Origin of the sequence: Microbulbifer sp. Q7, from assembly GCF_001639145.1 — a bacterium.
GTDB lineage: Bacteria > Pseudomonadota > Gammaproteobacteria > Pseudomonadales > Cellvibrionaceae > Microbulbifer.
The window spans coordinates 180,673-204,846 of sequence record NZ_LROY01000001.1; the positions used below are offsets into that span (position 1 = coordinate 180,673).

15 protein-coding genes are annotated in these 24,174 nt (G+C 58.8%); 4 read left to right on the forward strand and 11 right to left on the reverse strand.

Features of this window, described 5'->3' with window-relative positions; translation table 11 throughout:
• Window positions 1-47: 47 nt before the first annotated feature.
• The 3 genes from AU182_RS00665 to AU182_RS00675 all read right to left on the reverse strand — a co-directional run bounded on the left by AU182_RS00665 (window position 48) and on the right by AU182_RS00675 (window position 5,280).
• A complete protein-coding gene (locus tag AU182_RS00665) occupies window positions 48-1,685 on the reverse strand; it encodes a sulfotransferase (RefSeq protein ID WP_066959390.1) in 1,638 nt (545 codons plus the stop codon).
• Between the two features lie 113 nt (window positions 1,686-1,798).
• The gene (locus AU182_RS00670) at window positions 1,799-4,246 is read right to left on the reverse strand and encodes a TonB-dependent receptor (protein ID WP_066959392.1); all 2,448 of its coding nucleotides are present in this window, start codon (window positions 4,244-4,246) and stop codon (window positions 1,799-1,801) included.
• 179 nt (window positions 4,247-4,425) lie between these two features.
• On the reverse strand, window positions 4,426-5,280 hold the full coding sequence (locus AU182_RS00675; RefSeq protein WP_066959394.1) for a carbon-nitrogen hydrolase family protein: 855 nt from the start codon (window positions 5,278-5,280) through the stop codon (window positions 4,426-4,428).
• Between the two features lie 332 nt (window positions 5,281-5,612).
• Between AU182_RS00675 and AU182_RS00680 the strand changes: the two genes are divergently transcribed.
• Window positions 5,613-6,854: an MFS transporter gene (locus AU182_RS00680; protein WP_082859118.1), complete on the forward strand. Its 1,242-nt coding sequence runs from the start codon at window positions 5,613-5,615 to the stop codon at window positions 6,852-6,854.
• 4 nt (window positions 6,855-6,858) lie between these two features.
• Here the strand turns inward: AU182_RS00680 and orn are convergent, their stop codons facing one another.
• A complete protein-coding gene (orn, locus tag AU182_RS00685) occupies window positions 6,859-7,401 on the reverse strand; it encodes an oligoribonuclease (RefSeq protein WP_227718069.1) in 543 nt (180 codons plus the stop codon).
• Between the two features lie 123 nt (window positions 7,402-7,524).
• Between orn and rsgA the strand changes: the two genes are divergently transcribed.
• The 3 genes from rsgA to asd all read left to right on the forward strand — a co-directional run bounded on the left by rsgA (window position 7,525) and on the right by asd (window position 10,452).
• The gene (gene rsgA, locus AU182_RS00690) at window positions 7,525-8,556 is read left to right on the forward strand and encodes a small ribosomal subunit biogenesis GTPase RsgA (protein ID WP_066959398.1); all 1,032 of its coding nucleotides are present in this window, start codon (window positions 7,525-7,527) and stop codon (window positions 8,554-8,556) included.
• 42 nt (window positions 8,557-8,598) lie between these two features.
• Window positions 8,599-9,405 (forward strand): sulfurtransferase, encoded by an 807-nt coding sequence (locus tag AU182_RS00695; RefSeq protein WP_066959400.1) that lies wholly within the window; start codon window positions 8,599-8,601, stop codon window positions 9,403-9,405.
• 195 nt (window positions 9,406-9,600) lie between these two features.
• Window positions 9,601-10,452 (forward strand): archaetidylserine decarboxylase, encoded by an 852-nt coding sequence (gene asd / locus AU182_RS00700; protein ID WP_066959402.1) that lies wholly within the window; start codon window positions 9,601-9,603, stop codon window positions 10,450-10,452.
• A 169-nt stretch (window positions 10,453-10,621) separates the two neighbouring features.
• Here the strand turns inward: asd and AU182_RS00705 are convergent, their stop codons facing one another.
• The 7 genes from AU182_RS00705 to pilQ all read right to left on the reverse strand — a co-directional run bounded on the left by AU182_RS00705 (window position 10,622) and on the right by pilQ (window position 24,173).
• Complete coding sequence (locus AU182_RS00705; RefSeq protein ID WP_066959403.1) at window positions 10,622-12,001, reverse strand: HD-GYP domain-containing protein; 1,380 nt, start codon at window positions 11,999-12,001, stop codon at window positions 10,622-10,624.
• A 290-nt stretch (window positions 12,002-12,291) separates the two neighbouring features.
• Window positions 12,292-13,371 (reverse strand): uroporphyrinogen decarboxylase, encoded by a 1,080-nt coding sequence (gene hemE / locus AU182_RS00710; protein ID WP_066959405.1) that lies wholly within the window; start codon window positions 13,369-13,371, stop codon window positions 12,292-12,294.
• Window positions 13,372-13,909: 538 nt separating this feature from the next.
• A complete protein-coding gene (locus AU182_RS00715) occupies window positions 13,910-15,328 on the reverse strand; it encodes an FAD-dependent oxidoreductase (protein ID WP_066959407.1) in 1,419 nt (472 codons plus the stop codon).
• A 15-nt stretch (window positions 15,329-15,343) separates the two neighbouring features.
• Window positions 15,344-19,795, reverse strand: a complete 4,452-nt coding sequence (gene gltB, locus AU182_RS00720) for a glutamate synthase large subunit (RefSeq protein WP_066959409.1) — start codon at window positions 19,793-19,795, stop codon at window positions 15,344-15,346.
• Window positions 19,796-20,206: 411 nt separating this feature from the next.
• A complete protein-coding gene (gene aroB / locus AU182_RS00725) occupies window positions 20,207-21,292 on the reverse strand; it encodes a 3-dehydroquinate synthase (RefSeq protein WP_066959411.1) in 1,086 nt (361 codons plus the stop codon).
• A gap of 140 nt (window positions 21,293-21,432) precedes the next feature.
• Window positions 21,433-21,954: a shikimate kinase gene (locus tag AU182_RS00730; RefSeq protein ID WP_207000073.1), complete on the reverse strand. Its 522-nt coding sequence runs from the start codon at window positions 21,952-21,954 to the stop codon at window positions 21,433-21,435.
• The gene (gene pilQ, locus AU182_RS00735; protein WP_082859119.1) at window positions 21,954-24,173 is read right to left on the reverse strand and encodes a type IV pilus secretin PilQ; all 2,220 of its coding nucleotides are present in this window, start codon (window positions 24,171-24,173) and stop codon (window positions 21,954-21,956) included. The genes AU182_RS00730 and pilQ overlap by 1 nt, the downstream gene beginning before the upstream one ends.
• Window position 24,174 lies beyond the last annotated feature (1 nt).

Consider the following 24,174-nt stretch of genomic DNA (forward strand, 5'->3'; position numbering starts at 1 on the left):
CTACTGAAATAAAAATGGCAGCCTGGGCTGCCATTTTTATTTACTCGCTAATCGAATTCGATACCTTTTCGCTGCAGAATCTCCTGCATCGGCATCAGATCTTTGCCAAAGTGACGCCACTTGTTGACAGAGGTCTGATAGACCGGCTGCCGAACCTGGGCAGCACTGGCTGTCGCCGTTCCTGCGCGGTCCCGATAGTAGGATTCAAGAATCCGATCACTCCAGGCAAGGTTACAGGCCCGATACAGATTCTTCCCCTCGCCCGCCAGATCCGCGACCAGCCTCTCATAGTGCACATCAATCACACGCCCAGGAAATATAGTTTTCCAGTGATGCATGAGCTCCCGGTAGCCACAGTAATATTCAGCCATCTCCGCCTGATCATAGGAGAATGGATAAGCACTTTTAAACAGGGATTTATAGATGGCAAAGCAGGTATCCAGCGGGTTCCTGCACAGATGAATAATTTTCGCCCCGGGTAGCGCGCGGGCAATCCAGCCGAGGTAGAGAAAATTCATCGGGTTCTTGTCGATAATGCGGTGGCTGCCAGCCAATTGTGCGCGTTCTTGCAACTGCCGCACATAGGCAGAACCAACCTCGGCAATATCCAGATCTCCACCTGCATCGAGAATGGGATTCTGCCCAGCACGGCCCCCATTGGTCCTGCGCGCCTCACGCAGCAGCATACGGGCAAAGGTGTCCGGCTCACCCGCGGAGACTACATCGCCAGACGCACACAGCACGCGATCCAGAAGCGTGGAGCCGGTGCGCGGCATACCGAGGATGAAAATTATTTCACGTCCCAGTGATGCAGGAACCGATGGTTGATCCAAAAAATTCCCATCAAACGCAGCCGCAATGTCCTCCATCACCGAGAGATCGCGACCCAGGTCATAATCAATGCCAGACCTGCGCGCGCCGCACCCACGCTGTAGCGCATCGAAACTCGCAGAATACTCCGCGAGGTCCTCATATTCTTTCGCCAGCGCAAAATACAGTTGTACCTTCGCAACCTCAGGAAGATTCGCTCGTGCCAGTTGCTGCTGCAGGTTTCGCACATGATTGTAGCTGGGAGTCTGCTTGCGCAGGTCTGAGCGATTCTTGTAGGCCTCCCAGTCATCCGGATTCAGCGCGAGCACACGGTCATACAACTCTTCGGCGCGCCCAAGCCGTCCCATCGCGCGATTTGCCGCCGCGCAATTGAATAACATCAGGGGGTCATCCGGACGTTTGTACAGGACCGCTTCAAAGGCCTGCAGCGCTTTCCCGTGGGATTCACACAAGGTTAGCAAATACCCCAATTGGGATAGCAAGGCCAAATCCTGCTGTTCTGTGAGAGCGAGGTCAGGAGACTGGAGTACACGCAGTGCGCCTGCCAAATCGCCCTCACGCACAAATGCAGTCGCCAGATGCAGCTGTATCGGACGACGCCGCTCGACATCTTCTGGAAATAAACCCAGCGCCTCTTGCAGCTGGTCTCTGGCTGCAGAAAACTCACCGCACCCGATCAGGATATCCGCATACAGACGCCGTCCACTGACGAACCCAGGGGAAGATTCAATGACCGTCTTGGCAACGTCCTGTGCCGCAGACAGATTACCGCCGCGAAATAGTGCACGGGCCTCGGTATAGGCTCGTTTTGCTTCGCTGCCTGGCGCAGAGCTGAGTTCAATCTGTGGCTGCATAATCGCTGACGTCATAACGGAAAAATTGAGCCCCCAGTTTACCGATATCCGGGCAATAAAAAAGCCGGCCCTAAGGCCGGCTGAATGTCACTTGATGAAGCAACAATGAACCCTTAGAAGTGGTAACGTCCGGAAACACCCAAGGTGCGCGGCAGGCTGATGTAGTCCTTGGAGGAGTTACCGAAGAAGTTTTCTGCCGGGTCGGTGCCCATATGCGCTTCGGTCAGGGCACCGGTCACACCATCTTCATTGAATAGGTTTTTCGCATACAGAGTGAGATCCCAGGACTCGGCCACTAGGGTGCTGCTCAGGTTCCACAGCTGGAAGGCATCAAACTCAGCGGAAGTTTTGTCCGTTCCTACGGAATTAGAAGTCTCTGATTGATAGTAACCATTCAATCGGCTTATCAGGGTGTAGGTGCCGATCTCTGTGGTGTGGTCCATGGAAAGCGACAGGGTATGCTCGGCGGTTCCCGGCAATTGCTCACCGGCCTCGGCGACAATGAACTCTCCGGTGACACCACTGCCCGCGAAGTTGCCGAAGGGCTTGTAGAAGTCCGCGGTCAGTTCCGCATCCACGTACGCGTAACCCAGGTTGTAGCCAATACTTTCAGTAAGGTCACCCTGCAGTTCAACTTCCAGGCCCTGGGTTCTGGCCTCATCACCATTTACTGCAGCAAAGAAACCCCAATTCGTAGTAGCGGTATTGAGCTGCGGATCACTCCAGTCCATGCGGAACAGTGATACTGTATAGCGCAGTGTATCGGTTGCACCTTTCACGCCCAGTTCGTAGTTCATTACCTGGTCAGAACCGTACTGCAGGTAGTCCGGGCTCTCCGCAAAACCACCGGTCAGCGGTACCGCGTTGGCACCACCACGGCGATATCCTTCAGAGATCGTTGCGTACAGCATGGTGTTCGCACTCATGTCCCATGACACATTGGCTTTCAGCAGGGTGTCATTTTCCTTGGTGGTAAAACTTGCGCGGGTATCTTCTTCCGGCTCTGGCCAGATAGGCAATTGCAGCACACTGTCATTGGTCAACTCGTTATCGAAATGACGCAAGCCCAAGGTCATGCGGAAAGTATCAGAAAAGTTGAAGGTGGTTTCACCAAAGATCGCCGCGTCGGTAAAGCTCTGATTGCGTCGGAAGTAGAAATCCTGATCCTGTACATTGGCGCCGTAGAAAGCAAAATCCCCGGCCACACTGTCAGCAACGCCCCAGCCGGATGGGGCCTCGGCTGCCCAAGCTGCCCAGCCCGGCATATAACTATTCTGGCCAGCATTGCTCTCCTGATCCATGTAGTAGAAGCCCGCAACCCAGTCAACAAACTGATCACCGTTGGATACCAGGCGGAATTCCTGCACCAAGGCACTGTCATCGTAAAAACGCTCAGCTTTCGCCAGCGGTCTCGGTGAGCCGCCATAGTAAGCTGCGAACCAGTCGTTCTGAGCATAGAAGCCCGAGTTATCACTGATGGCGATGCCATCGTGCGAATAACTGGAAGTACTGGAAGTAAAGGTTGCAAAACCCATGTCCAGTGACACCTCTAGTGCCGTCAAGGAGACATCGCGTTCGGAAGGCTCCAGGGTCACTGCGCCATTTTCATAGTCATCGTAAAAGGCTTCTTCACCGCTAACCCAGTTCGCACCCCGGGTTACCTGTCGACGCCCACCAATTTCATCGCTTTGCATCTGATGAGAAAGCTGCACACTGAGCTGATCCGTTGGCTCGATCAACAAAGAAGCACGCGCATAAGTAATATCTACAGTGTCGGCATCTTTCACGCTGCGGAATACCGGACCACCATTGGCAATGTCACCACCCTCGGCCACGGGGGCGCCCTGCGCATCGAGCACGTACACATTGGTGTAGTCAACAATACCGTCGTTATCGATCATACCCACAGAGGCCCGAAATGCAGCCTTTTCGCCAAGCGGGATGTTAACCAGTGCATCAGCACTAAAATTATTCCCATCGGATCCTTCGGTCTGGCTGACGCTACTTCCAACCTTTGCCTCAAAATCTTCCATCGAGGGCTTATTCATGATGTAGCGAACGGTGCCCGCCAGAGAGCCTGACCCGTACAGCGTGCCCTGCGGGCCACGCAGCACTTCAACACGCTCGATGTCTTTCAGGATGAAGTTACCGTACAGCGGGGTATCATCTATATAAGTCGCCACCGTCGGCACCGCAGAAAGTGGCACGTCGCCATTCGCACCGCTATCAACGTTCATACCGCGGATTATGACACCGTTTACGGTGCCGGAATTCCGATAACCTCGATCAACCACGGTCAACCCGGGGACACTACGCATCATTTCTGCAGCATCGGTAATTTGACCAGCCTCAAGCTCGTCGCCGGACACTGCCGAAATATTGTAGGGAATATCCTGAACGCTCTGCGCCCGGCGCGTTGCGGTAACAATCACTTCCTCGATGGCATCGGTGGACTGTGCCAGCGCTATCTGCGGTATGGAAGCCAGTGTTCCCGCGGAAATCGCCGCGACCGCGGTGGCCAGTGTGGACTTGGTGAACCCCTGCTTGATTGGTTGTTTCATGGTGCCCTCTGCTAGGTTTGGATCTCTTTTATGGAGTTTCTCTGCTGGCCAAACTGCGCCGGCTGTTGTTGTGTCTAGTTTTTATAACTGGAACCTGGCCTCAACCTAGTGCCAGTTAGTCTATATCGACTGGTCCAGTTGTCATCCATCCTGTGAAAATGAATTTTTTCTGGCTGCAGTCACTCCGGCACTTTCAGCTCGCCGAGCGCTTCCAGCGCGGGTGAAACGGCACCCGGTTCATACTGGGGGTACCGCACCCGGCTATCCCGGAAGCTCTTCAATGTCTGCCCCAGGCCTTTCATCCCGCGTGTGCGCACCCGAGCGACCCGCTCCACATCGATTTCAAAGGCGATAATCTCTTCCTCGACACTGGCTTCGTGAATGGTCTCACCTTCCGGGCCGACGATAATGGAACGCCCCACGCCCTGCTGGCCGGCAGCATTCACATCGACCACGTAGCACTGGTTCATGGAGGCGCTGGCCCGCACGATGGAAAGTTCATCCAATCGGTCGATGGTATCGGTCTTGGTCGGGTGGATAATGACTTCGGCACCCAGCCACGCCATGGCTCGGGTGGTCTCCGGGAACCACATGTCGTAACAGATGGAGACTGCAAAGCGACCTACTTCCGGCACATCAAACACGACAAACTGGTCGCCAGCGGTCACGCCTTTTTCATAGGGCAGGAAGGGGAAGAGCTTGCGGTAGCGCGCGATGACTTCGCCGGCGGGATTGATTACCGGCGTGGTGTTGAATACGGCACTGCCACACTTTTCATACATGGAACCGGGTACCAGCCAGATACCCAGCTCACGTGCGGTGCGACAAAACGCTTCTTCCTCTGCAGAAGGGAGCTCCCGTGCGTGCTGGGCGCCAACACCGCGCAAAGCGAGCTCACTCAATACGATCATCTTGACCCAGGGGTAGCGCAGCTTGGTGCGCTGGATTTTCTGCAACAGCAACTCCAGGTTGTCTGTCTCGTCGAGCTTTAGTTGCAGTGCGGCTATTCCGAAAGACCTGCGGTTGCTACTCATCACACCGGTTCCTGGTTCTGGATTATTGGTTTTGTATGCGGCGCTGTGGCAATACTGTGGTGATACTGTGGTGATAAAAGGGCGGGTAGTGCCGCGCTGGATCAATACTGGCCCAAACCCGAAAAGGGGCTATAGGGCCAGTTGGGGGGGAGGCATGAGTCCAATGGGTGTTTTGCGCCTTGTGGCTGCCATTGGATCCAACGGCAGTGCCAATCTGGCACTATGGCGTGGGCTGTAATAGGTTAGCGTTTGTCCGGAACAGACTCCGACCGCGAGGGTATCGAGACCGCGATCGGCCCGAATTAAAACGATAACGATTGACCGGAGTATCCATGCAAAACCCTGCCCAGTCCGCTGCCACCGAGGCGCCTGATTCCGGATACTCCGGAAATGACACCCCCACTGGCGCCGTGCCTGGCGGGCTACTGGTCAGCAATGGCTGGCTGGCGAGCATCTTTCTCGCCTTTTTGTCTTCCGCGGGGCTTTATTATGTGAATATCTTCCCGGTCATCGTCGATGCACTGATGGCCGGCGCCGGGCTGAGTGCCGAGCAGGCGGGACAGATCACCTTCGCGAACACTATCGGCGCGGTGATCGGCGCGTTTACGGTCTCCTGGCTGATCCGGCATATTCCCCGCTGGAAACGCGCTGCGGTGATTCTTTTGTGCTGCTCGATTGGCATGGATGTGCTGACCATTCAGCTGGCCAATCTGGACCTGCTGATCCCGCTGCGACTGGTACACGGAATCCTCGGCGGTACCCTGGTAGGGCTGGGCTTTGCGGTGATTGCCCGCAGTGGTATTGCGGGGCGCAGTTACAGCATGGTACTGCTGGTGCAGTACACCGGCGGTGCGATCGGCATGGGGTTCCTGCCTGCACTGGTGCTCGAGCACGGCACCTATGTGCCCTTCTATGCGCTGATTACCTTCAGTGTGATCACGCTGCTGATGCTGCCATTTATCGCGGATTATCCGCTGCCAAAACCCGCTGCAGCCGGCGCCGATGAGGCAGTCAGCAAGCGCGAACCGCTGCCCATTCTCCCCATCGCAATCACACTGCTGGCGCTGTTCTGCTTTCAGTTTGCCAATATGGCGCTGTTCGCGTTCATCTTTGACCTGGGAAGATCGTTTGACCTGCCCCTCGGGTTTATCAGCCAGACCCTGTTCTGGGCCAACCTGATCGCCATCTCCGGTGCCGCCTTGGCGGCGATCACCGGGCAGAAGCTGCCGCTCGCCAAGCCGCTGGCGATCGCCCTGCTGGTGACCCTCGCAGGCTTGCTACTGTTTATCTTCAGCGATATTCGCCCGGTGTTCATCCTCGCCAACATCGTGACAGGCATGACCTGGGCCTTCTGCGTGCCCTACTTCCTGACCATGGCATCACGCTTTGACAGTGCCGGACAGATGGGCGCATTTGGCGGGTTTGCTTCCAAGCTCGGGCTGGCCTGCGGACCGCTGGTGGCGGGGTACTTCATTACCGGGGGCGGCAGTTATACACAGCTGATCATCCTGGCCACCCTGGTACTGGTGGTATGCCTGGCCGCAGTTCCTGCGGCGGCCAGACTAGATCGGTAACCACTCAACTCATGCGGAAAAAGTGTTCCCGGTAGTGCTTGAGCTCATTGATGGAGTCGTGGATATCGTCCAACGCGAGATGCGAGGAGGTTTTCTTGACCCCATCAAGCACATCCGGGCGCCAGCGCCGCGCCAGCTCTTTCACCGAGCTCACATCGAGATTGCGGTAGTGGAAGTACTGCTCCAGTAGCGGCATATACTTCACCAGGAAGCGACGATCCTGGCCAATGGAATTCCCGCACATGGGCGATGCCCCCTCAGGCACCCAATGCTGCAGAAACTCAATGGTCTCTCGCTCGGCCGCGTGTTCACTGATCGGTGACTCCCTCACCCGCTTGACCAGGCCGGAGCCACCGTGCTGCTCGGTGTTCCAGTCGTCCATGGCATCCAGCAGGGCATCGCTCTGGTGAATCGCCATCACCGGCCCCTCGGCGAGCACGTTCAGGCGGGAATCCGTCACCACCGTGGCAATTTCGATGATGCGCTCCTTCTCGGGATCGAGGCCAGTCATTTCCAGATCGATCCAGATCAGATTATTCTGATCCACAATAGTCTCCTTAACTGCTGCTGTCGGCGGCGAAATGCCATAAACGTGAGGATAGCGGGGAAGTTACCGCAACCACCCATCGATGCAAGTTATAATCCGGCGCTTTCCACATACCGAGCGCCCATGAGCAAACGCAAACTCAACCGCCGCCAGCAATGGCGCATCACCAAAATCCAGCAGGAGCGGGAAGCTCGCGCGCGCAAACGGGAAGATAACATCGAGCAGGCCGCCGAAGAGGGCGATCTGGGGCCGGAGCAGACCGGCATGGTGATCGCCAATTACGGCAGCCAGGTGCTGGTGGAGAGCGCTGCCGACAGCACATTGCGACAACGCTGCCATATTCGCGCCAATATCGACACCCTGGTCACCGGCGACAAGGTGGCCTGGCGGCCCGCGGTGGGCGAGTCCACCGGCGGCCTGGGCGTGGTCGGCGCGCGCCTGCCGCGCCACTCCGAACTGCAACGGCCGGATCGCTATGGCGACATGAAAACCGTCGCCGCCAATATCGACCGCATCCTCATCGTCATCGCGCCCTACCCGGAACCCTTTGCCAACGCCATCGACCGCTATCTGGTAGCCGCCGAGGCCACCGGCATTCAGCCACTCCTGTTGCTGAACAAGATCGACCTGATCGACGACAGCAATCGAGCGCACCTCGACGCACTGCTGGGCCCCTACCCGGCACTGGGCTACCCCGTACTCAAGTTATCCACCAAAACCGGCGAAGGCCTCGATGGGCTGCTGGAAACCCTCGCCCAGGGTACCAGCGTGTTTGTGGGCCAGTCCGGCGTAGGCAAGTCCTCACTCATCAACGGCCTGCTGCCCAGCGCCGACGCCCGCACCGGGGCACTGTCAGAAGCCACCGGCAAAGGCACCCACACCACCACCGCCGCGGAACTGTTTCATCTGCCCAGCGGCGGTGATCTGATAGACTCCCCCGGTATCCGCGAGTTCGGCATCTGGCACATGAGCGAACAGGAACTGCTCGACGGCTATGTCGAATTCCGCCCGTTTATCGGCCACTGCCGCTTCCGCGACTGCCGGCACCAGGGCGAGCCCGGCTGCGCCATTCTCGAAGCGCAGGCGCGTGGCGACATCAGTCAGCGGCGCATGGAAAGCTTCCTGCACCTGCGCAACAGCCTGGAAAGCGACTGAGCCCGCACGGCCGACCACAAAAGGACCCAGAAGGAACCAACCGTGAGCGATGTACCCCTGATCCTCGAGCCAGAGCAACTGGCCGCACTGCTCGAACACGAAGAAATTCGTGTAGTGGACCTCAGCAGCCCGCAAAACTACCTCGCCGGGCATATCCCTGGCGCCCTCGGCCTGCCCTTTCAGGCCCTGATGGCCGGCACACCGCCAGCACCGGGCAAACTGCCCTCGGTTGAACGCCTGACCGAGGTCATGCGCGCCATTGGCCTCACCCCCGACACCCACATCGTCGCCTGCGACGACGAAGGCGGCGGCTGGGCCGGGCGCCTGTTATGGACCCTGGAAGTCATCGGTCACCAGAAATACAGCTACCTGAACGGCGGCATGGTTGCCTGGAAAAATGCCGGCCTGCCGCTCTCCACCGAAGACGTCACCGTCACCCCCAGCGATATCAATATCCAGATCGCCGACCACGCACCGATGATCGACGCGGAACACATTCAGCAGCGTTTGGCACAGAACGACCTGCAAATCTGGGATGCGCGCTCCCCGGCGGAATACACCGGCGAACGCATCGTCGCCATGCGCGGTGGACATATACCGGGCGCGATTAACTGCGAGTGGACACAGTTGATGGATCCACAGCGGGACTTGCGTATTCGCAGTGATGCAAAAGCGTTTCTCGCAGCGCTTGGCATCAATGGTGAAAAAGACATTGCCACCCACTGCCAGAGCCACCATCGCTCGGCGTTTACCTGGCTGGTGGGGAAATCCCTGGGGCTGCCCATCGTGGCTTATCCGGGGTCATGGAGTGAATGGGGAAATCTGCCCGATACCCCGATTGAAAACTGATTCAGGATTTTCACTTTCTCTGACGAAGTGAAATCCTTAGATGCGAAGGTCGGATGCTGGTTGCGGGTTTTCAGGAGCGTCGCAAACAGGAAGTTTGCGCCGCAGCGCCCAGGGATGGGTTCACAGCGGTCCTGAAAACCCGCAACCAGCATCTGACCACCACAAAAATCCAAACGACGGGACCACAGTACTTAAATGCACCCGAAACTGTTTATCTTTCTGCAATACATCACCCCGCAACACCTGCTCTCCAGAGCCGCGGGCTGGCTCGCCGAGACCCGCATCGGCGGCATCAAAAATCCATTTACCAAATGGTTTGTGGAGAAATACAAAGTCGACATGAGCGAGGCACAGGAAGAGGACTACACCGCCTACACCTGCTTCAACGACTTCTTCACCCGTGCACTTAAAGACGGTGCCCGCCCCATCGTCGAAGGCGAACACACCATCGCCGGCTGTGCCGATGGCGCCATCAGCCAGCTGGGTGAAATTCACAACGGCCGAATTTTCCAGGCCAAAGGCCAGGACTACAGCTTGCTCGAACTGGTCGGCGGCGACCCCGAAGTGGCCGCGCAGTTTACCGGCGGCAAGTTCGCAACCATCTACCTCTCACCCAAAGACTACCACCGCGTCCATATGCCGCTCGACGGTGTCCTGCAGCGCATGGTCTACGTGCCCGGCGAACTCTTCTCGGTCAACACCACCACCTCCGAAAACGTCCCGCGCCTGTTTGCGCGCAATGAACGCCTCGTGTGCATCTTCGATACTGCCGCCGGCCCCATGGCCATGATCCTCGTCGGCGCCATGATCGTTGCCGCCATCGAAACCGTGTGGGCCGGACAGGTCGCACCGATCAAACGCCAGATTCGCACCACCCGCTACGACGAGCAAAAACCCATTGCCCTGAAAAAAGGCGAGGAAATGGGACGCTTCAAACTTGGCTCCACCGTCGTGCTGTTATTCGGCGCCGACAAAGTCAATTGGCTCGAATCGCTCGCCGCAGAAACACCGGTGAAAATGGGCGAGCACTTCGGCGATCTGGTTTAAAACCAACGGCCACTCGCAGTGACGGTCGCGCCCCGGTTCTGGACTTTTTGGGGATTGGGGCGCGAATACGCTGATACCTGCGACTGGCCAATGCCGGGCGCATCGGCAGGCAGCTGGCTCGAGCCACCTGCACTGCCTGAAGCAGAAAAAGATAGGAAGGGAGTACTAATTAACGGGCCGGCAGCAAGCGGGCAATAAACGCAGGCAGTCGCTGCTCGAAGAGATACTGATCGCGCACCCGGCCCACATTGATGTGCGGATAACGGCTGGGATCCAGATCCTGGGTAATCGTAATCAGGCCCACTTCAGCCAGGGTCTTCTTGCCCTTGTCCACGATTGCCCGCTTGCGATCATCGTCAGCCGCCATATCAAACAGCTTCGGTTTTTCCAAAAGCTGCTTGTTGCGGTCCGTCACCAGCATCACCTTCGGCTTCAGGCGGCGCTGATGGCTCTGCTCCACCACCACCGCAATTTCGCCGGTGGACAGCTCCACCTGGGTACCGGTGGGGTAAAGACCGATGGACTGGATAAACTCCACCACCAACTGCTCCTGAAACGCGCAGTTGCGCAATTCATACAGCTGGCCCACCGCCTTGGACGGGGGCAGTGGAAATTCGGCGCCGCGCGGATTGGTGGCCTCGTCATAGAAGGTCACAATACCGCACATGCGCGCCAACACCGGGATCTGGCCACCGCGCAAGCCGCGCGGATAACCGCTGCCATCGTACTGCTCTTTGTGGCACTGCACGATGTTGAGAACCTGAGGATCAATGTTCGCGTCCGCCGACAACAGCTTCACGCTGTAATCCACGAACTTGCGATATTCCAGCTCCGCGCGAGGGTCGCGCTTCTCCGCCTTCAACACTGCTTCCGCAATATACAGTTTGCCGACATCCTTCAGCAGGGTAGCGATCCCCAGCTGCACCAGCTCCTGACGGCGCAGGCCGATATGACGCCCAAACACCACCGCCCAGACACTGGCGCGTACCGAGTGGCTGTAGGTGTGCTCATCCCGCTCGCGTACCCGCGCCAGCCACGAGAAGGCATCCGGACTGCGCAGCACGCTGTCCACCATCAGTGTGACGGTCTGATTAACCTGGGCGGTGGGTAGCGGCCGGTCCGACTTTAGCTGGACCATGACCTCGTGCATGCCCTGCACGATGCGGTCGTGCAACTGGCGTGCTTTGGCAGCTTCTTTGCGAGCAGGTTCGGGAGGCGCGTAGCTGTCGTGCTTGACTTGCACCGGCTTGCAGTTGATGGCGACAGGAATACGGCGCGGCGTGCCCCTGGCGGGGGACGCATCGGCAGCGGATGCTTCGGCGGCAGCACGGGTAATCTTGCGCAGCTTGACGCCGACATCGCCGACCGTCTTTACCACATCGACATAGACGTAGCGGCAATATTTCTGCAGCTGACGGATTTCGTCGAGGTCGCGGATATAGAAGCCCTGCAGGGCGAAGGGCGTACGCGTCCATGGGCGGTCCAGGCGAGACACAAACATGCCCCGCTGCAGGTCTTCAACGAATACTTTCGCCTGTTGGATTGCCACTTAATGGTTGCCGCGTAATTTTTGTTATGGGTCCTGCCCCACCCGCCGCATCATGGCGTGGCCGGAGCAGAAAAATACCCCATCCTGTCAAATGCAGAAGGGGGCGAATTGTCGCACAAGTCGACTTGTTAGCAGACAGCGCAAGTGTGATAAATATCACGATTCCTGGCTTCTGCGCCAGTACAAAGGGAACTTTTGGGCAAATTCGGCGCAATATAGGCGCCTAATTCCACCAACCCCGGATTCGCGCGTGCGCCGCAGGGTTTGCGGCGCACCCAAGCGATCGGCCTTTACTTGTGGTACTGAGGCGACAGCTCAACAACCGCGTCGAACATGGCCCCGGCATGGGCCGGATCGACCTTCGGTGTCACCCCGTGGCCCAGGTTGAAGATATGCCCGGTTCCGTGGCCGAACCCAGCCAGGATTGCTGCCACTTCCTCGCGAATACGCTCAGGGCTCGCCAGCAGGATCGACGGATCCATATTGCCCTGCAATGTCACCCGGTCGCCGACACGCGCGCGCGCCTGGGCGATATCGGTGGTCCAATCCAGGCCCAGCGCAGTCGCGCCGGTATCCGCCATGGCTTCCAGCCACTGCCCACCACCCTTGGTAAACAGGATGACCGGCACCTTGCGGCCGTCGTGCTCTTTAATCAGTCCCTGCACGATACGGGCCATGTAACCCAGAGAGAACTCTTTGTAGGCGGCGTGACTCAGCGCACCGCCCCAGGTATCAAAAATCTGCACGGCCTGCGCACCGGCACGGATCTGTGCATTCAGGTAGTCGATGACGGAGTCCGCCAGCACGGTCAATAGCTGGTGCATATCCTGCGGGCGGTTGTAGAGCATTTCCTTGGCGCGGGCGAAATCCCGGCTGGAGCCGCCTTCGATCATGTAGGTGGCGAGGGTCCAGGGACTGCCGGAGAAGCCGATCAGCGGTACGCGACCATTCAGTTCGCGACGAATGGTGGTGACGGCATCGGTGACATAGCTGAGATCCTTGGCGGTATTCACCACTTCGAGGGCGGCGATATCGGCGCTGGTGCGCACGGGCTTTTTGAATTTGGGGCCTTCACCTTCCTCAAAATACAGCCCGAGTCCCATGGCGTCGGGGATGGTGAGGATGTCAGAAAACAAGATGGCGGCATCCAGCGGATAACGCTCCAGCGGCTGCAGGGTCACTTCACAGGCCAGTTCGGTGTTGCGGCACAGGTCCATAAAAGTACCGGCCTTGGCACGGGTAGCGCGGTACTCGGGCAGGTAGCGGCCGGCCTGGCGCATCATCCACATGGGGGTACGATCGACGGGCTGGCGCAGCAGGGCGCGGAGGAAACGGTCGTTTTGCAGGGGGGCGAACTGGGTATCAGACATGACTACAACGGCTGGGTAAATGGGCGGCCATTGTACTCTCGAGGTCTCGTTTAGGACAGAGACTGGGGTGACTCGGGATTTATGTGGGTGATTGGGGGGGTATCGGGGTTTGGTGGTTCGTATTCGGGTGGTCTAGTGGCAGCTTTGCTACCGGGTGCACCTTTGCGAAACACGCCGTAAACCCATCCCTGGGGGCTCTGCTCCGCCATCCCTGGCGGTGAAGGTTTCGCAAAGGTGCACCCGGCATCAAAGCCTTCGCATCGGACTAAGGTGCAATTTGAAATCACGAAGGAACCCGTCCGTGGCTCAGTTTAAGCGCTGAAGCCAGAATCGAAGGTGCTGATACCGATAAAGGTTTGCCAGACGTTGATTCGCTCCGCTCACCCTGCGGGCGCCTCCGGCGTCCAAAGCTTGCGCTTTGTCCGCGAGAGGGACCTCGCGGAAGAGCCCCCATGGATGGGTTCACGGCATGTCTGGCAAACCTGTATCGGTAGCAGCACCGCCACTGAACCCAACTATCGGGGCCACAAAACCAGAACTAAACCTCGAGGAAGTCGAGAATACCTTCAGCAGCCTGGCGCCCTTCCCAAATAGCAGTAACTACGAGGTCAGAGCCCCGCACCATATCGCCACCGGCAAAAACTTTTTCGTTGGAAGTCTGGAACTTGTATTCCTGCTTCTCAGGCGCAACAACACCACCCCAATCGGCAACCTCGATATTGTGGTCACCAAACCACTCGGCGGGGCTCGGGCGGAAGCCGAAGGCGACCAGCACGATATCCGCCGGAATAATTTCCTCGGAACCGGGAATCACTTCCGGACGGCGGCGGCCGTTTTCGTCGGCCTCGCCCAGCTTGGTGGTCACCACCTTCACGCCTTCGACTTTGCCGTCGCCGACAATTTCCACCGGCTGACGGTTAAACAGGAAGCGAACGCCCTCTTCTTTCGCATTCGCCACCTCGCGGCGGGAACCGGGCATGTTTTCCTCATCGCGGCGGTAAGCACAGGTTACGCGCTTGGCGCCTTGGCGAATGGAGGTGCGGTTACAGTCCATCGCGGTGTCACCACCACCCAGAACCACAACGCGCTTGTCTTCCACCGAAATGAAATCTTCCGGGCTCTTCTCGAAACCCAGATTGCGGTTCACGTTGGCAACCAGGAACGGCAGTGCGTCGTAAACGCCCGGCAGGTCCTCACCGGGGAAACCGCCCTTCATGTAATTGTAGGTACCCATCGCCAGGAACACCGCATCGTAATCGGCCATCAGCTGATCAAAGGTGATGTCCTTACCGATCTCGGTTTCCAGGCAAAATTCCACCCCCATCTCGGTAAAGATCGCGCGACGCTGCTGCATCACGGACTTTTCCAGCTTGAACTCGGGGATGCCAAAGGTCAGCAGGCCGCCGATTTCCGGGTACTTGTCGAACACGACCGGCTGCACGCCGTTGCGCACCAGCACATCCGCACAGGCCAAGCCCGCGGGGCCGGCACCGACTACCGCAACGCGCCTGTCGGTCTTCTTCACTGCACTCATATCCGGGCGCCAGCCCAAGGCGAAGGCGGTATCGGTGATGTATTTTTCCGCGTTGCCGATAGTCACCGCACCAAAACCATCGTTCAGAGTACAGGCCCCTTCACACAGGCGATCCTGTGGACACACGCGGCCACACACTTCCGGCAAGGAGTTGGTCTGATGACTCAGCTCCGCCGCTTCCATGATGTTGCCTTCGCTGATCAGGCGCAGCCAGTTCGGGATGTAGTTGTGCACCGGGCACTTCCACTCACAGTAGGGGTTACCGCAATCCAGGCAGCGATGTGCCTGGCTGGCGACCTGCCGCTGGGAGTAAGGCTGGTAAATCTCCACGAACTGGTTGGTACGCGTAATGATGTCTTTCTTGGCGGGGTCCACTCGGCCCACGTCGACAAACTGGAAATCGTTGTTGAGACGCTGTGACATAAGTAAATCTCCCCCTTATTCGCCGCGCTTGCGTACATCGGACAGCAGTCCGGCGAGGCTGGCAGCTTTTGGCTTCACCAACCAGAATTTGTTGAGGTAATCGTCCAGGTTATCCAGCAACTCCTCACCCCAGGCACTGCCGGTCTCCGCGACAAACTCTTCGATCACTTCGCGCAGGTGACTCTGGTATTCCTCCAGAGACTCGCTGCTGATGCGGCGCAACTCGATCAACTCGTGGTTGCACTTGTCGAAGAAATCGCGGTCCATGTCCAGCACGTAGGCGAAGCCACCGGTCATGCCGGCGCCGAAGTTGACCCCGGTTTTACCCAGTACGGCCACCATGCCGCCAGTCATGTATTCACAACAGTGATCACCGGCACCTTCCACTACCGCAAAGGCACCGGAGTTGCGCACGCCAAAGCGCTCGCCGGCACAGCCGGAGGCGAACAGCTTGCCACCGGTGGCGCCGTACAGGCAGGTATTGCCAACAATGCTGGTTTCTTCCGACTTGAAGCTGCTGCCCTCGGGCGGACGGATCACCAGCTTGCCGCCGGCCATGCCTTTACCCACATAGTCATTGGCATCGCCTTCCAGATACATTTCCAGACCACCGGCATTCCACACACCAAAGGACTGACCGGCAACACCAGTCAGGCGCAATTTGATCGGTGCATCCACCATCCCCTGGTTGCCGTGACGCTTGGCAATCTCACCGGACAGGCGCGCACCGATGGAGCGGTCGCAGTTGGTCAGCTTGAAACGGTATTCGCCGCCGGCCAGGTTCTCGATCGCGGGCAGGGTTTCTTCCACCATGCGCTCGGCCAGCAGGCCCTTGTCCCAAGGCTCGTTCTTGGCCAGCTGGCAGGTCTGTGGCTTGCTGTCGAGCAGTGCATCGGTGTGCAGCAGCGGCGACAGATCCAGAGTCTTCTGCTTGCTGGTCTTGCCCTCGAGGGTTTCCAGCAGATCCACACGACCCACCAGCTCGTCCATGGTGCGCACGCCCAGGCTCGCCATCCATTCGCGGGTTTCCTCGGCCACGAACTTGAAGAAGTTCATCGCCATTTCCACGGTGCCAATGTAGTGGTCGTCGCGCAGGTCCTTGTTCTGGGTGGCGACACCGGTAGCGCAGTTATTCAGGTGGCAGATACGCAGGTATTTACAGCCCAGCGCCACCATGGGCGCCGTGCCGAAGCCAAAACTCTCCGCACCCAGCATGGCCGCCTTGACCACATCCAGGCCGCTCTTCAGGCCGCCGTCGGTCTGCACGCGTACATTGCCGCGCAGGTCGTTGGCCCGCAGGGTCTGGTGGGTTTCCGCCAGGCCCAGCTCCCACGGGGAGCCGGCGTAACGAATAGAGGTGATCGGGCTCGCCGCGGTACCGCCGTCGTAGCCGGAGATGGTGATCAGGTCCGCATAGGCCTTGGCCACACCGGCGGCGATGGTGCCGACGCCGGGGCGAGAAACCAGTTTCACGGAGACCAGCGCATCCGGGTTGACCTGCTTGAGGTCGTAAATCAGCTGCGCCAGATCCTCAATGGAGTAAATATCGTGGTGCGGCGGCGGTGAAATCAGGGTCACGCCGGGAACCGAATAACGCAGACGCGCGATCAGTTCGTTCACCTTGCCACCGGGCAGCTGGCCGCCCTCGCCGGGCTTGGCACCCTGCGCAACCTTGATCTGCAGCACCTCGGCGTTCACCAGGTAGTGCGGGGTCACGCCGAAACGGCCGGAGGCGATCTGCTTGATCTTGGAAACCTTGTCGGTGCCGAAACGCACCGGGTCCTCACCGCCCTCACCACTGTTGGAGCGGCCGCCCAGCCGGTTCATGGCCTGGGCCAGCGCCTCGTGCGCTTCCGGCGAAAGTGCGCCAAGGGACATGGCGGCGGAGTCGAAACGGCGCAGGATATTCTCCACCGGCTCCACTTCGTCCAGCGCAATCGGCTGCACATCTTTTTTCAGGCCCAGCAGGTCGCGCAGTGTGGCAACCGGACGCTGGTTAATCAGGGTGGCGTAATCCCGCCAGGCACCGTAATCACCGGTGCGCACCGCCTGCTGCAACGCCGTGACCACATCCGGGTTGAAGGCGTGGTATTCCTGGCCGTACACAAACTTGTGCAGGCCCCCGGGAGAGACCTGCTTGCGCGGCTTCCACGCCAGCTGCGCGCGCGCGCGCATATCGTCTTCCAGCTCGGCAAAACCGGCACCCAGCACCCGCGCAGGGGCTTCCGGGAAACACAGGTCAATCACATCCTGGGACAGGCCCACCAGCTCGTACAGCAGCGCACCGCGGTAGGAGGCGATGGTGGAAATACCCATCTTCGACAGGATTTTCAGCAATCCCTTGATGATGCCGTTGCGGTAGTTTTTCTGAGCGGTGGCCGCGTCCAGCAACAGCTCACCGGTTTCGATCAGGTGATTGATGATGCTGTAGGAGAAATACGGGTGCACCGCGGTCGCACCCACACCGATCAGGCAGGCGAGCTGGTGGGAATCCCGCGCGGTGGCAGTATCCACCACGATATTGGAATCGCAGCGCAGGCCCGCGTGCACCAGGTGGTGATGCACCGCACCGGTGGCCATCAGCGCATCGATAGGCAGCTTGCCTGAATCGATATCGCGATCCGACAACACCACAATCACCGTGCCATCCTGACGCACGGACTCGGCGACGTCGCTGCACAGTTTTTCGATCGCGCTTTTCAGGTCCAGCTGCGCCGGATCGTAATTCAGGTCGAACACTTTCGCGGTGAATTCTTCGCGCCCCAGATCCAGCAGCGCGGTGTACTTCATGTGCGACAGTACCGGCGATGACAAAATCACCCGGTCGGCGTGCTCGACGGTTTCCTCGAATACGGATTTTTCACGGCCCAGGCAGGTTTCCAGGGACATGACGATGGTTTCCCGCAGTGGATCGATCGGCGGGTTGGTGACCTGCGCGAACTGCTGGCGGAAATAGTCATACAGGCAGCGGTTGCCCTCCGACAACACCGCCATCGGCGTATCGTCGCCCATGGAGCCCACCGCTTCCTGGCCGGCTTCGGCGAGCGGGCGGATCACCTGGTCGCGCTCCTCCAGCGAGGAGCTGAACAGTTTCTGGTAAACCTTGAACTGCTCCATGGAGAAATTGTTGTCCACCGGTGCAGTCACCAGGGTGGAGCGGATACGGCGGGCCTTTTCCTTCAGCCATTTTTTATAGGGATGCGCCTTCTTCAGCTCGCCATCCACCTCACCGGTGTGGCGCAGCTCACCCTTCAGGGTATCCACCGACAGAATCTGGCCCGGGCCCAGGCGGCCCTTGGCAACCACATCCGCCGGGTCGTACTGGTAAGTACCCACTTCCGAGGCAACGGTGATGAAGTCGTCCTTGGTGATCACCCAGCGCGACGGGCGCAGACCGTTGCGATCCAGGGTACACACCGCGTAGCGGCCATCGGTCAGCACCAGCCCGGCGGGGCCGTCCCAGGGCTCCATGTGCATGGAGTTGTATTCGTAGAAGGCGCGCAGGTCAGAGTCCATGGTGTCGACGTTCTGCCACGCCGGTGGCACCAGCATGCGGATGGCGCGATGCATATCGATGCCGCCCACGGTGAGCAGCTCCAGCATATTGTCCAGGCTGGATGAGTCGGAACCCACACGGTTGACCAGCGGCTGAAGCTCGGACAATTCCGGCACCAGCTCGGTAATGAACTTATTGGTACGCGCCACCGACCAGTTGCGGTTGCCGGTAATGGTGTTGATCTCACCATTATGGGCCAGCATGCGGAACGGCTGGGCAAGGGGCCAGCGCGGCATGGTATTGGTGGAGAAGCGCTGGTGGAACACGCAGATGGCGGTTTCCAGACGCGGGTCAGCCAGGTCGGGGAAGAAGGCCGGCAGGTCCGCGGGCATCATCAGGCCCTTGTAGGACAGGACCGAGGTGGAAAGACTGCCAATATAGGTGGCGTCCGTGAGCTGCTGCTCGGCCTTGCGACGGGCGACGAACAGGCGCGCATTAAACTGCTGCTGCTCCAGTGCCGAATCGGTGTTGTTGATCAGCAGGTGCTCGAAGCGCGGCAGTGATTCCTTGGCGATGGGGCCGAGGCATTCTTCGTTGGTGGGCACCACGCGCCACCCGGCCACTTTCAGGCCCTGATCTTCGATAGCGCGCTCGAGAATAGCTCGCGCACTGGCAGCTTCAGCCTCATCCAGTGGCAGCATAATGGAGCCGACCGCATACAGGTCGCTCAGTGTCGCACCCAGCTGTTCTTTGGCCACGGCACGCAGGAAGCTATCCGGCTTTTGCAACAGCAGGCCGCAGCCATCACCGGTTTTGCCATCGGCGGCAATACCACCGCGGTGAGTCATGCAGGTCAGCGACTCAATCGCCGTCTGCAATAACTTGTGGCTGGTTTGGCCCTTCAGGTGGGCAATCAGTCCAAAGCCACAGTTATCTTTGAACTCATCCAATCGATACAGACCGCTACCCATAGAATTCCTCAAAGTGTTATTGCTTCCCCATGGAACCTGACCGGCCACTGCATCGGCAATGGTCATCAGGGCCCAGCGCCCTCTTTTCGTCGAAGGCGCCCCGTGGGGGCATATTTATCTAGTCTCGAGCCAAAAGTGCCGCAGATACCACTGAAATTTGTGTACCCCAGTGACAAAAAAAGCCCGCATGAGGGGCTTGTGGTTGCTCGCTGTATACGAGCCTGCGTTTGTTGTTATTAGCTCATTTTCCCGGCTTTCACCGAGGGGGCGCGCAATCTTACTAGCACCCCCCTGTGATTGCAAGATTCGGCAGTTTTTTTTGCTGTCGACAGGCCGTTTAACCGACTTATCTTCTTTCGCCTGGCTTTATCGCTAAAGGATCCTCACCTGCGTAGTAAAACTACAAAAACATCACCGGGCGCCGCAGGCACGCAATACCTCAACCAGCTGGTCTTTCGGTGTGTCGTCGCTTATCCGGGCATCGCCCAACCCACGCAGCAGGATCAGGCGCAATTTGCCATCCTTCACTTTTTTATCCACCGACATCGCCGCCAGATAGTCATCGACAGTCATGTCCTCGGGGGATTGTTGCGGGAGAGCCGCCTTCTGTAGCAGCGCACGCAAGCGCGCCACGTCGCGCTCACTGATCCAGCCGCGCAGGCGCGACAGCTCCGCCGCCATCACCATACCGGTAGCGACCGCCTCACCATGCAGCCAGTTGCCATAGCCCTGCACCGCCTCGATCGCGTGTCCGAAGGTGTGACCAAAATTCAGGATGGCACGGCGCCCGGATTCCCGCTCATCCTCCGCCACCACCGCAGCCTTGTCGGCACAGCTGCGCTCGACCGCGTAGGCCAGGGCCTCGGGATCCCGCGCGAGCAGCTTGTCCATGTTCTGCTCCAGCCACTGGAAAAATGCCGGATCGCAGATCATCCCATACTTGATGACTTCAGCGATGCCGGCAGAAAGTTCGCGGTCGGGCAAGGTGTTCAGGGTATCGATGTCGATCAGCACCAGCTGCGGCTGATAAAAGGCACCAATCATGTTTTTGCCCAGCGGGTGATTGACTCCGGTCTTGCCTCCGACCGAGGAATCCACCTGAGACAGCAAGGTCGTGGGCACCTGTACAAAATCCACGCCCCGTTGATAGCAGGCCGCGGCGAAGCCACTCATATCGCCGACCACACCACCGCCAAGCGCGACAATGGTTGTGCTGCGATCGTGGCGCTTGTCCAGCAGGGTATCGAAGATACGGTTGACCGTATCCAGGGTTTTGAAGGCTTCGCCATCGGGGAGCTGCACCACATCCACTTTGGAGAAGCCCTGCAGCGCGTCGCACAAGGTATCCAGGTACAGCGGGGCGATGGTCTCGTTGGTGACCACCAGTACCTGCTTGCCGCGAATGTATTGTTGGAAATGGGCTGGGTCAGCCATCAGCCCGGAACCGATCAGGATCGGGTAGCTGCGTTCGCCCAGGTCAACTTGAAGACTGTGCATTGATACTCCCTTCCACACAGGAACTTAACAGAAACTCTCTCGGAAAGGCCGCCACTTTAGCACAAGAGTGCTGTCGCCACGGCCGAGGGGGAATGATGGGGCGGGTTAGCGTGCGTGACGATTACCGATGCGCGGAACGATCAACCACTCACGGTGGCCAATAGTCGGTCCGACACCAGGGCAGCGGCCTGCTTGGGCGTGCAGTCGTCCGTATCGCAGACAAGATCGGCTACTTCACTGTAGAAAGCTTCACGCTGCAGGAGAATCTCCCGCAACTTGCCCTTTGGATCCGCCACCTGAAGCAGGGGCCGATTATTGTTTTTTGCGGTGCGCTCCACCAGCTGATCAAGGCTCGCGCGCAGGTACACCACAAAACCGTGCGCCTTGAGCAGCGCGCGGTTTTCCGGCAGCACGACGATACCACCACCCGTGGCGATCACCTGGGGCTCACCGGTGCACAGATCTTTCAGCACTTCACTTTCCCGCCGGCGAAACCCATCTTCCCCTTCAACATCAAAAATCCAGGGGATATCGGCACCAGTACGGTCTTCAAGCACTTTGTCGGAATCGGCAAAAGGCAACCCGAGTTGGGTTGCCAGCAGCTTGCCGATGGTCGACTTGCCGGCACCCATAGGGCCGACAAGAAAGATAGGCTGCGTGATCACTTGCTGAACGACATGAACTCGTCTTGCATGATGCGCGGCGTGATGAAAATCAGCAGCTCGCGCTTGTCATCCTGCCTGGTGGTGCGCTTGAACAGATGGCCGAGGAAAGGAATATCCCCGAGGAACGGCACCTTGGTCTCACCTTCCAGGGTTTGCGCCTCGAAGATGCCACCCAGCACGATGGTTTCACCATTGGCCACCAGCACCTTGGTCTGCAAGGAGTTGACGTTGATCGCAGGAATCTGGGCACCGGTAATCACGTTGGTGAACAACTCACCGACACTGTTCTGGTCGATGTTCAGATTCATGATGATGTTGTCGTCCGGAGTGATCTGCGGAGTCACATTCAGCAACAGAACCGCCTCTTTAAAGGTCACCGATGCCGCACCGGAGGAGGTGGCTTCCAGGTACGGGATTTCCACACCGGAGCGAATGCTGGCTTCCTGCTTGTCGCCGGTTACCACTTTCGGCTGGGAAACGATTTCCGCCTTGCCCACATCTTCCAGCGCAGACAGCTCGAGACCCAGCAGGAAATCTTCCTTCAGGATGGCGTAGGCCACACTACCCGCGCTCTCGGCGAGTCCCAGATCTACCAGCAGGGGATCGTGCAAGGTCTCCGGTGCCGACAGGTCCGGGCCATTGCCGTCGCCATCGGCGATACCCGGCAGCTGTGAGCCAGATCCGATACCGATCGAGTCGTCACTGATGTTGTGGTCTTCCAGATAGCTCCAGCGCACACCCAGGTTCTTCTCGAAGCCGGTGTTGGCGGTAACGATACGCGCTTCGATCATCACCTGGCGGATGGGGATATCGATGGCACTGATCAGGTCGCGGAACTGCGCGATCTTGTCTTCGGTGTCCGTGAGGATAATGGTGTTGGTGCGCTCGTCGACAATGGCACTGCCGCGGGCAGACAGGATGCTGCGGCCATCCTGGTCTTCACGGCCACCGGCAAAATTACCCTGACCGAAGCCACCACCCTGGCCTCCCTGTTCGCCAGCGAACAGGGTGAACAGCTCACGGGCATCCGCGTAGCGAATCTGGATGTACTCGGTGCGCAGTGGCGCCAGCTCTTCCAGCTGCTTGCGGGTTTCGAGCTCACGGCGCTCGCGCTCGGCAATCTCTGCCGCAGGCGCCACCATGATGACATTGCCTTCCTGACGCTTATCCAGGCCCTTGGCCTTCAGAATCAGCTCCAGTGCCTGATCCCAGGGCACGCCGTCGAGGCGCAGGGTAATGCGACCCTGCACAGTGTCACTGGCCACCAGGTTCAGGTCGGTGAAGTCGGCAATCAACTGCAGTACCGAGCGCACTTCAATGTCCTGGAAGTTCAGGGAGAGTTTTTCACCGGTGAACTGGAATTCTTTCTGCTTTTCACGCACCTGCGCCACCGTCAACGGCTTTACGCTCAGCACGTATTCGGTGTCCGCCTGGTACGCCAAGTAATCGTATTCACCATCGTGGGGATCCACGGAGATCACCGTGTTGCGCCCGTCGTAGTCCACGCTGATGCTGCTCACCGGGGTGGCAAAGTCGGTAACGTCCAGGCGCTGACGCAGTTCAGACGGCAGCTCGGCGCCAAGGAAGGTCAGCACGATTTTGCCGCGGGTACGCTCCACATCGATGTTCACCGCGGGGTCGGTCAGGCTCACGATCACCTTGCCTTCACCACCCTCACCGCGGCGGAAGTCCACGTTGTTGATCGCAACATTGCCCGCTGCGCGGAACTGGGAATTTCCACCAATGTTGGTAGTGGTCACCGGTGCAGCGGCAACAGCCGCGGTGGCCGCAGCATTCGCGCCCACTTCCAGTACCACCTGGTTGCCTACGCGCTCACTGGTGTAAACCGGCAGTTCGTCCAGATTGAGGATCAGGCGGGTGCGGTCGTTACTGGAAACAATCACCGCACTGCGCGCGGCACCGATATCCAGTGAGTATTTCTTCTCCGGCAGCACACTCTCTACGCCGGCAAAGTCCATGACAATGCGGGCTGGCTGCTCGATGGTATAACCAGTGGGCTCCGGGGGCACATCACTGAAGGTCAGACGCAGCTGCAAGCGACTGCCGGGCAGTTCGGAGAACTGAATATCGTTCAGCTGGCTGGCCAGGGACGGCGTCGCCAACGGCAGTAACAGCAGGCCCAGCAGCGGTGCTTTTGCACGCGACAGTGCGCTGGCGGCCCGCGCCAGTACTTTGGCGAGTTGCTTGGTGATCATT

What these genes read in the sequence shown, in the direction of transcription:
- AU182_RS00665 (WP_066959390.1), bottom strand. Translation starts at nt 1,685, where the DNA reads ATGCAGCCACAGATTGAACTCAGCTCTGCGCCAGGCAGCGAAGCAAAA.
- AU182_RS00670 (WP_066959392.1), bottom strand. Translation starts at nt 4,246, where the DNA reads ATGAAACAACCAATCAAGCAGGGGTTCACCAAGTCCACACTGGCCACC.
- AU182_RS00675 (WP_066959394.1), bottom strand. Translation starts at nt 5,280, where the DNA reads ATGAGTAGCAACCGCAGGTCTTTCGGAATAGCCGCACTGCAACTAAAG.
- AU182_RS00680 (WP_082859118.1), top strand. Translation starts at nt 5,613, where the DNA reads ATGCAAAACCCTGCCCAGTCCGCTGCCACCGAGGCGCCTGATTCCGGA.
- rsgA (WP_066959398.1), top strand. Translation starts at nt 7,525, where the DNA reads ATGAGCAAACGCAAACTCAACCGCCGCCAGCAATGGCGCATCACCAAA.
- asd (WP_066959402.1), top strand. Translation starts at nt 9,601, where the DNA reads ATGCACCCGAAACTGTTTATCTTTCTGCAATACATCACCCCGCAACAC.
- hemE (WP_066959405.1), bottom strand. Translation starts at nt 13,371, where the DNA reads ATGTCTGATACCCAGTTCGCCCCCCTGCAAAACGACCGTTTCCTCCGC.
- AU182_RS00715 (WP_066959407.1), bottom strand. Translation starts at nt 15,328, where the DNA reads ATGTCACAGCGTCTCAACAACGATTTCCAGTTTGTCGACGTGGGCCGA.
- gltB (WP_066959409.1), bottom strand. Translation starts at nt 19,795, where the DNA reads ATGGGTAGCGGTCTGTATCGATTGGATGAGTTCAAAGATAACTGTGGC.
- aroB (WP_066959411.1), bottom strand. Translation starts at nt 21,292, where the DNA reads ATGCACAGTCTTCAAGTTGACCTGGGCGAACGCAGCTACCCGATCCTG.
- pilQ (WP_082859119.1), bottom strand. Translation starts at nt 24,173, where the DNA reads ATGATCACCAAGCAACTCGCCAAAGTACTGGCGCGGGCCGCCAGCGCA.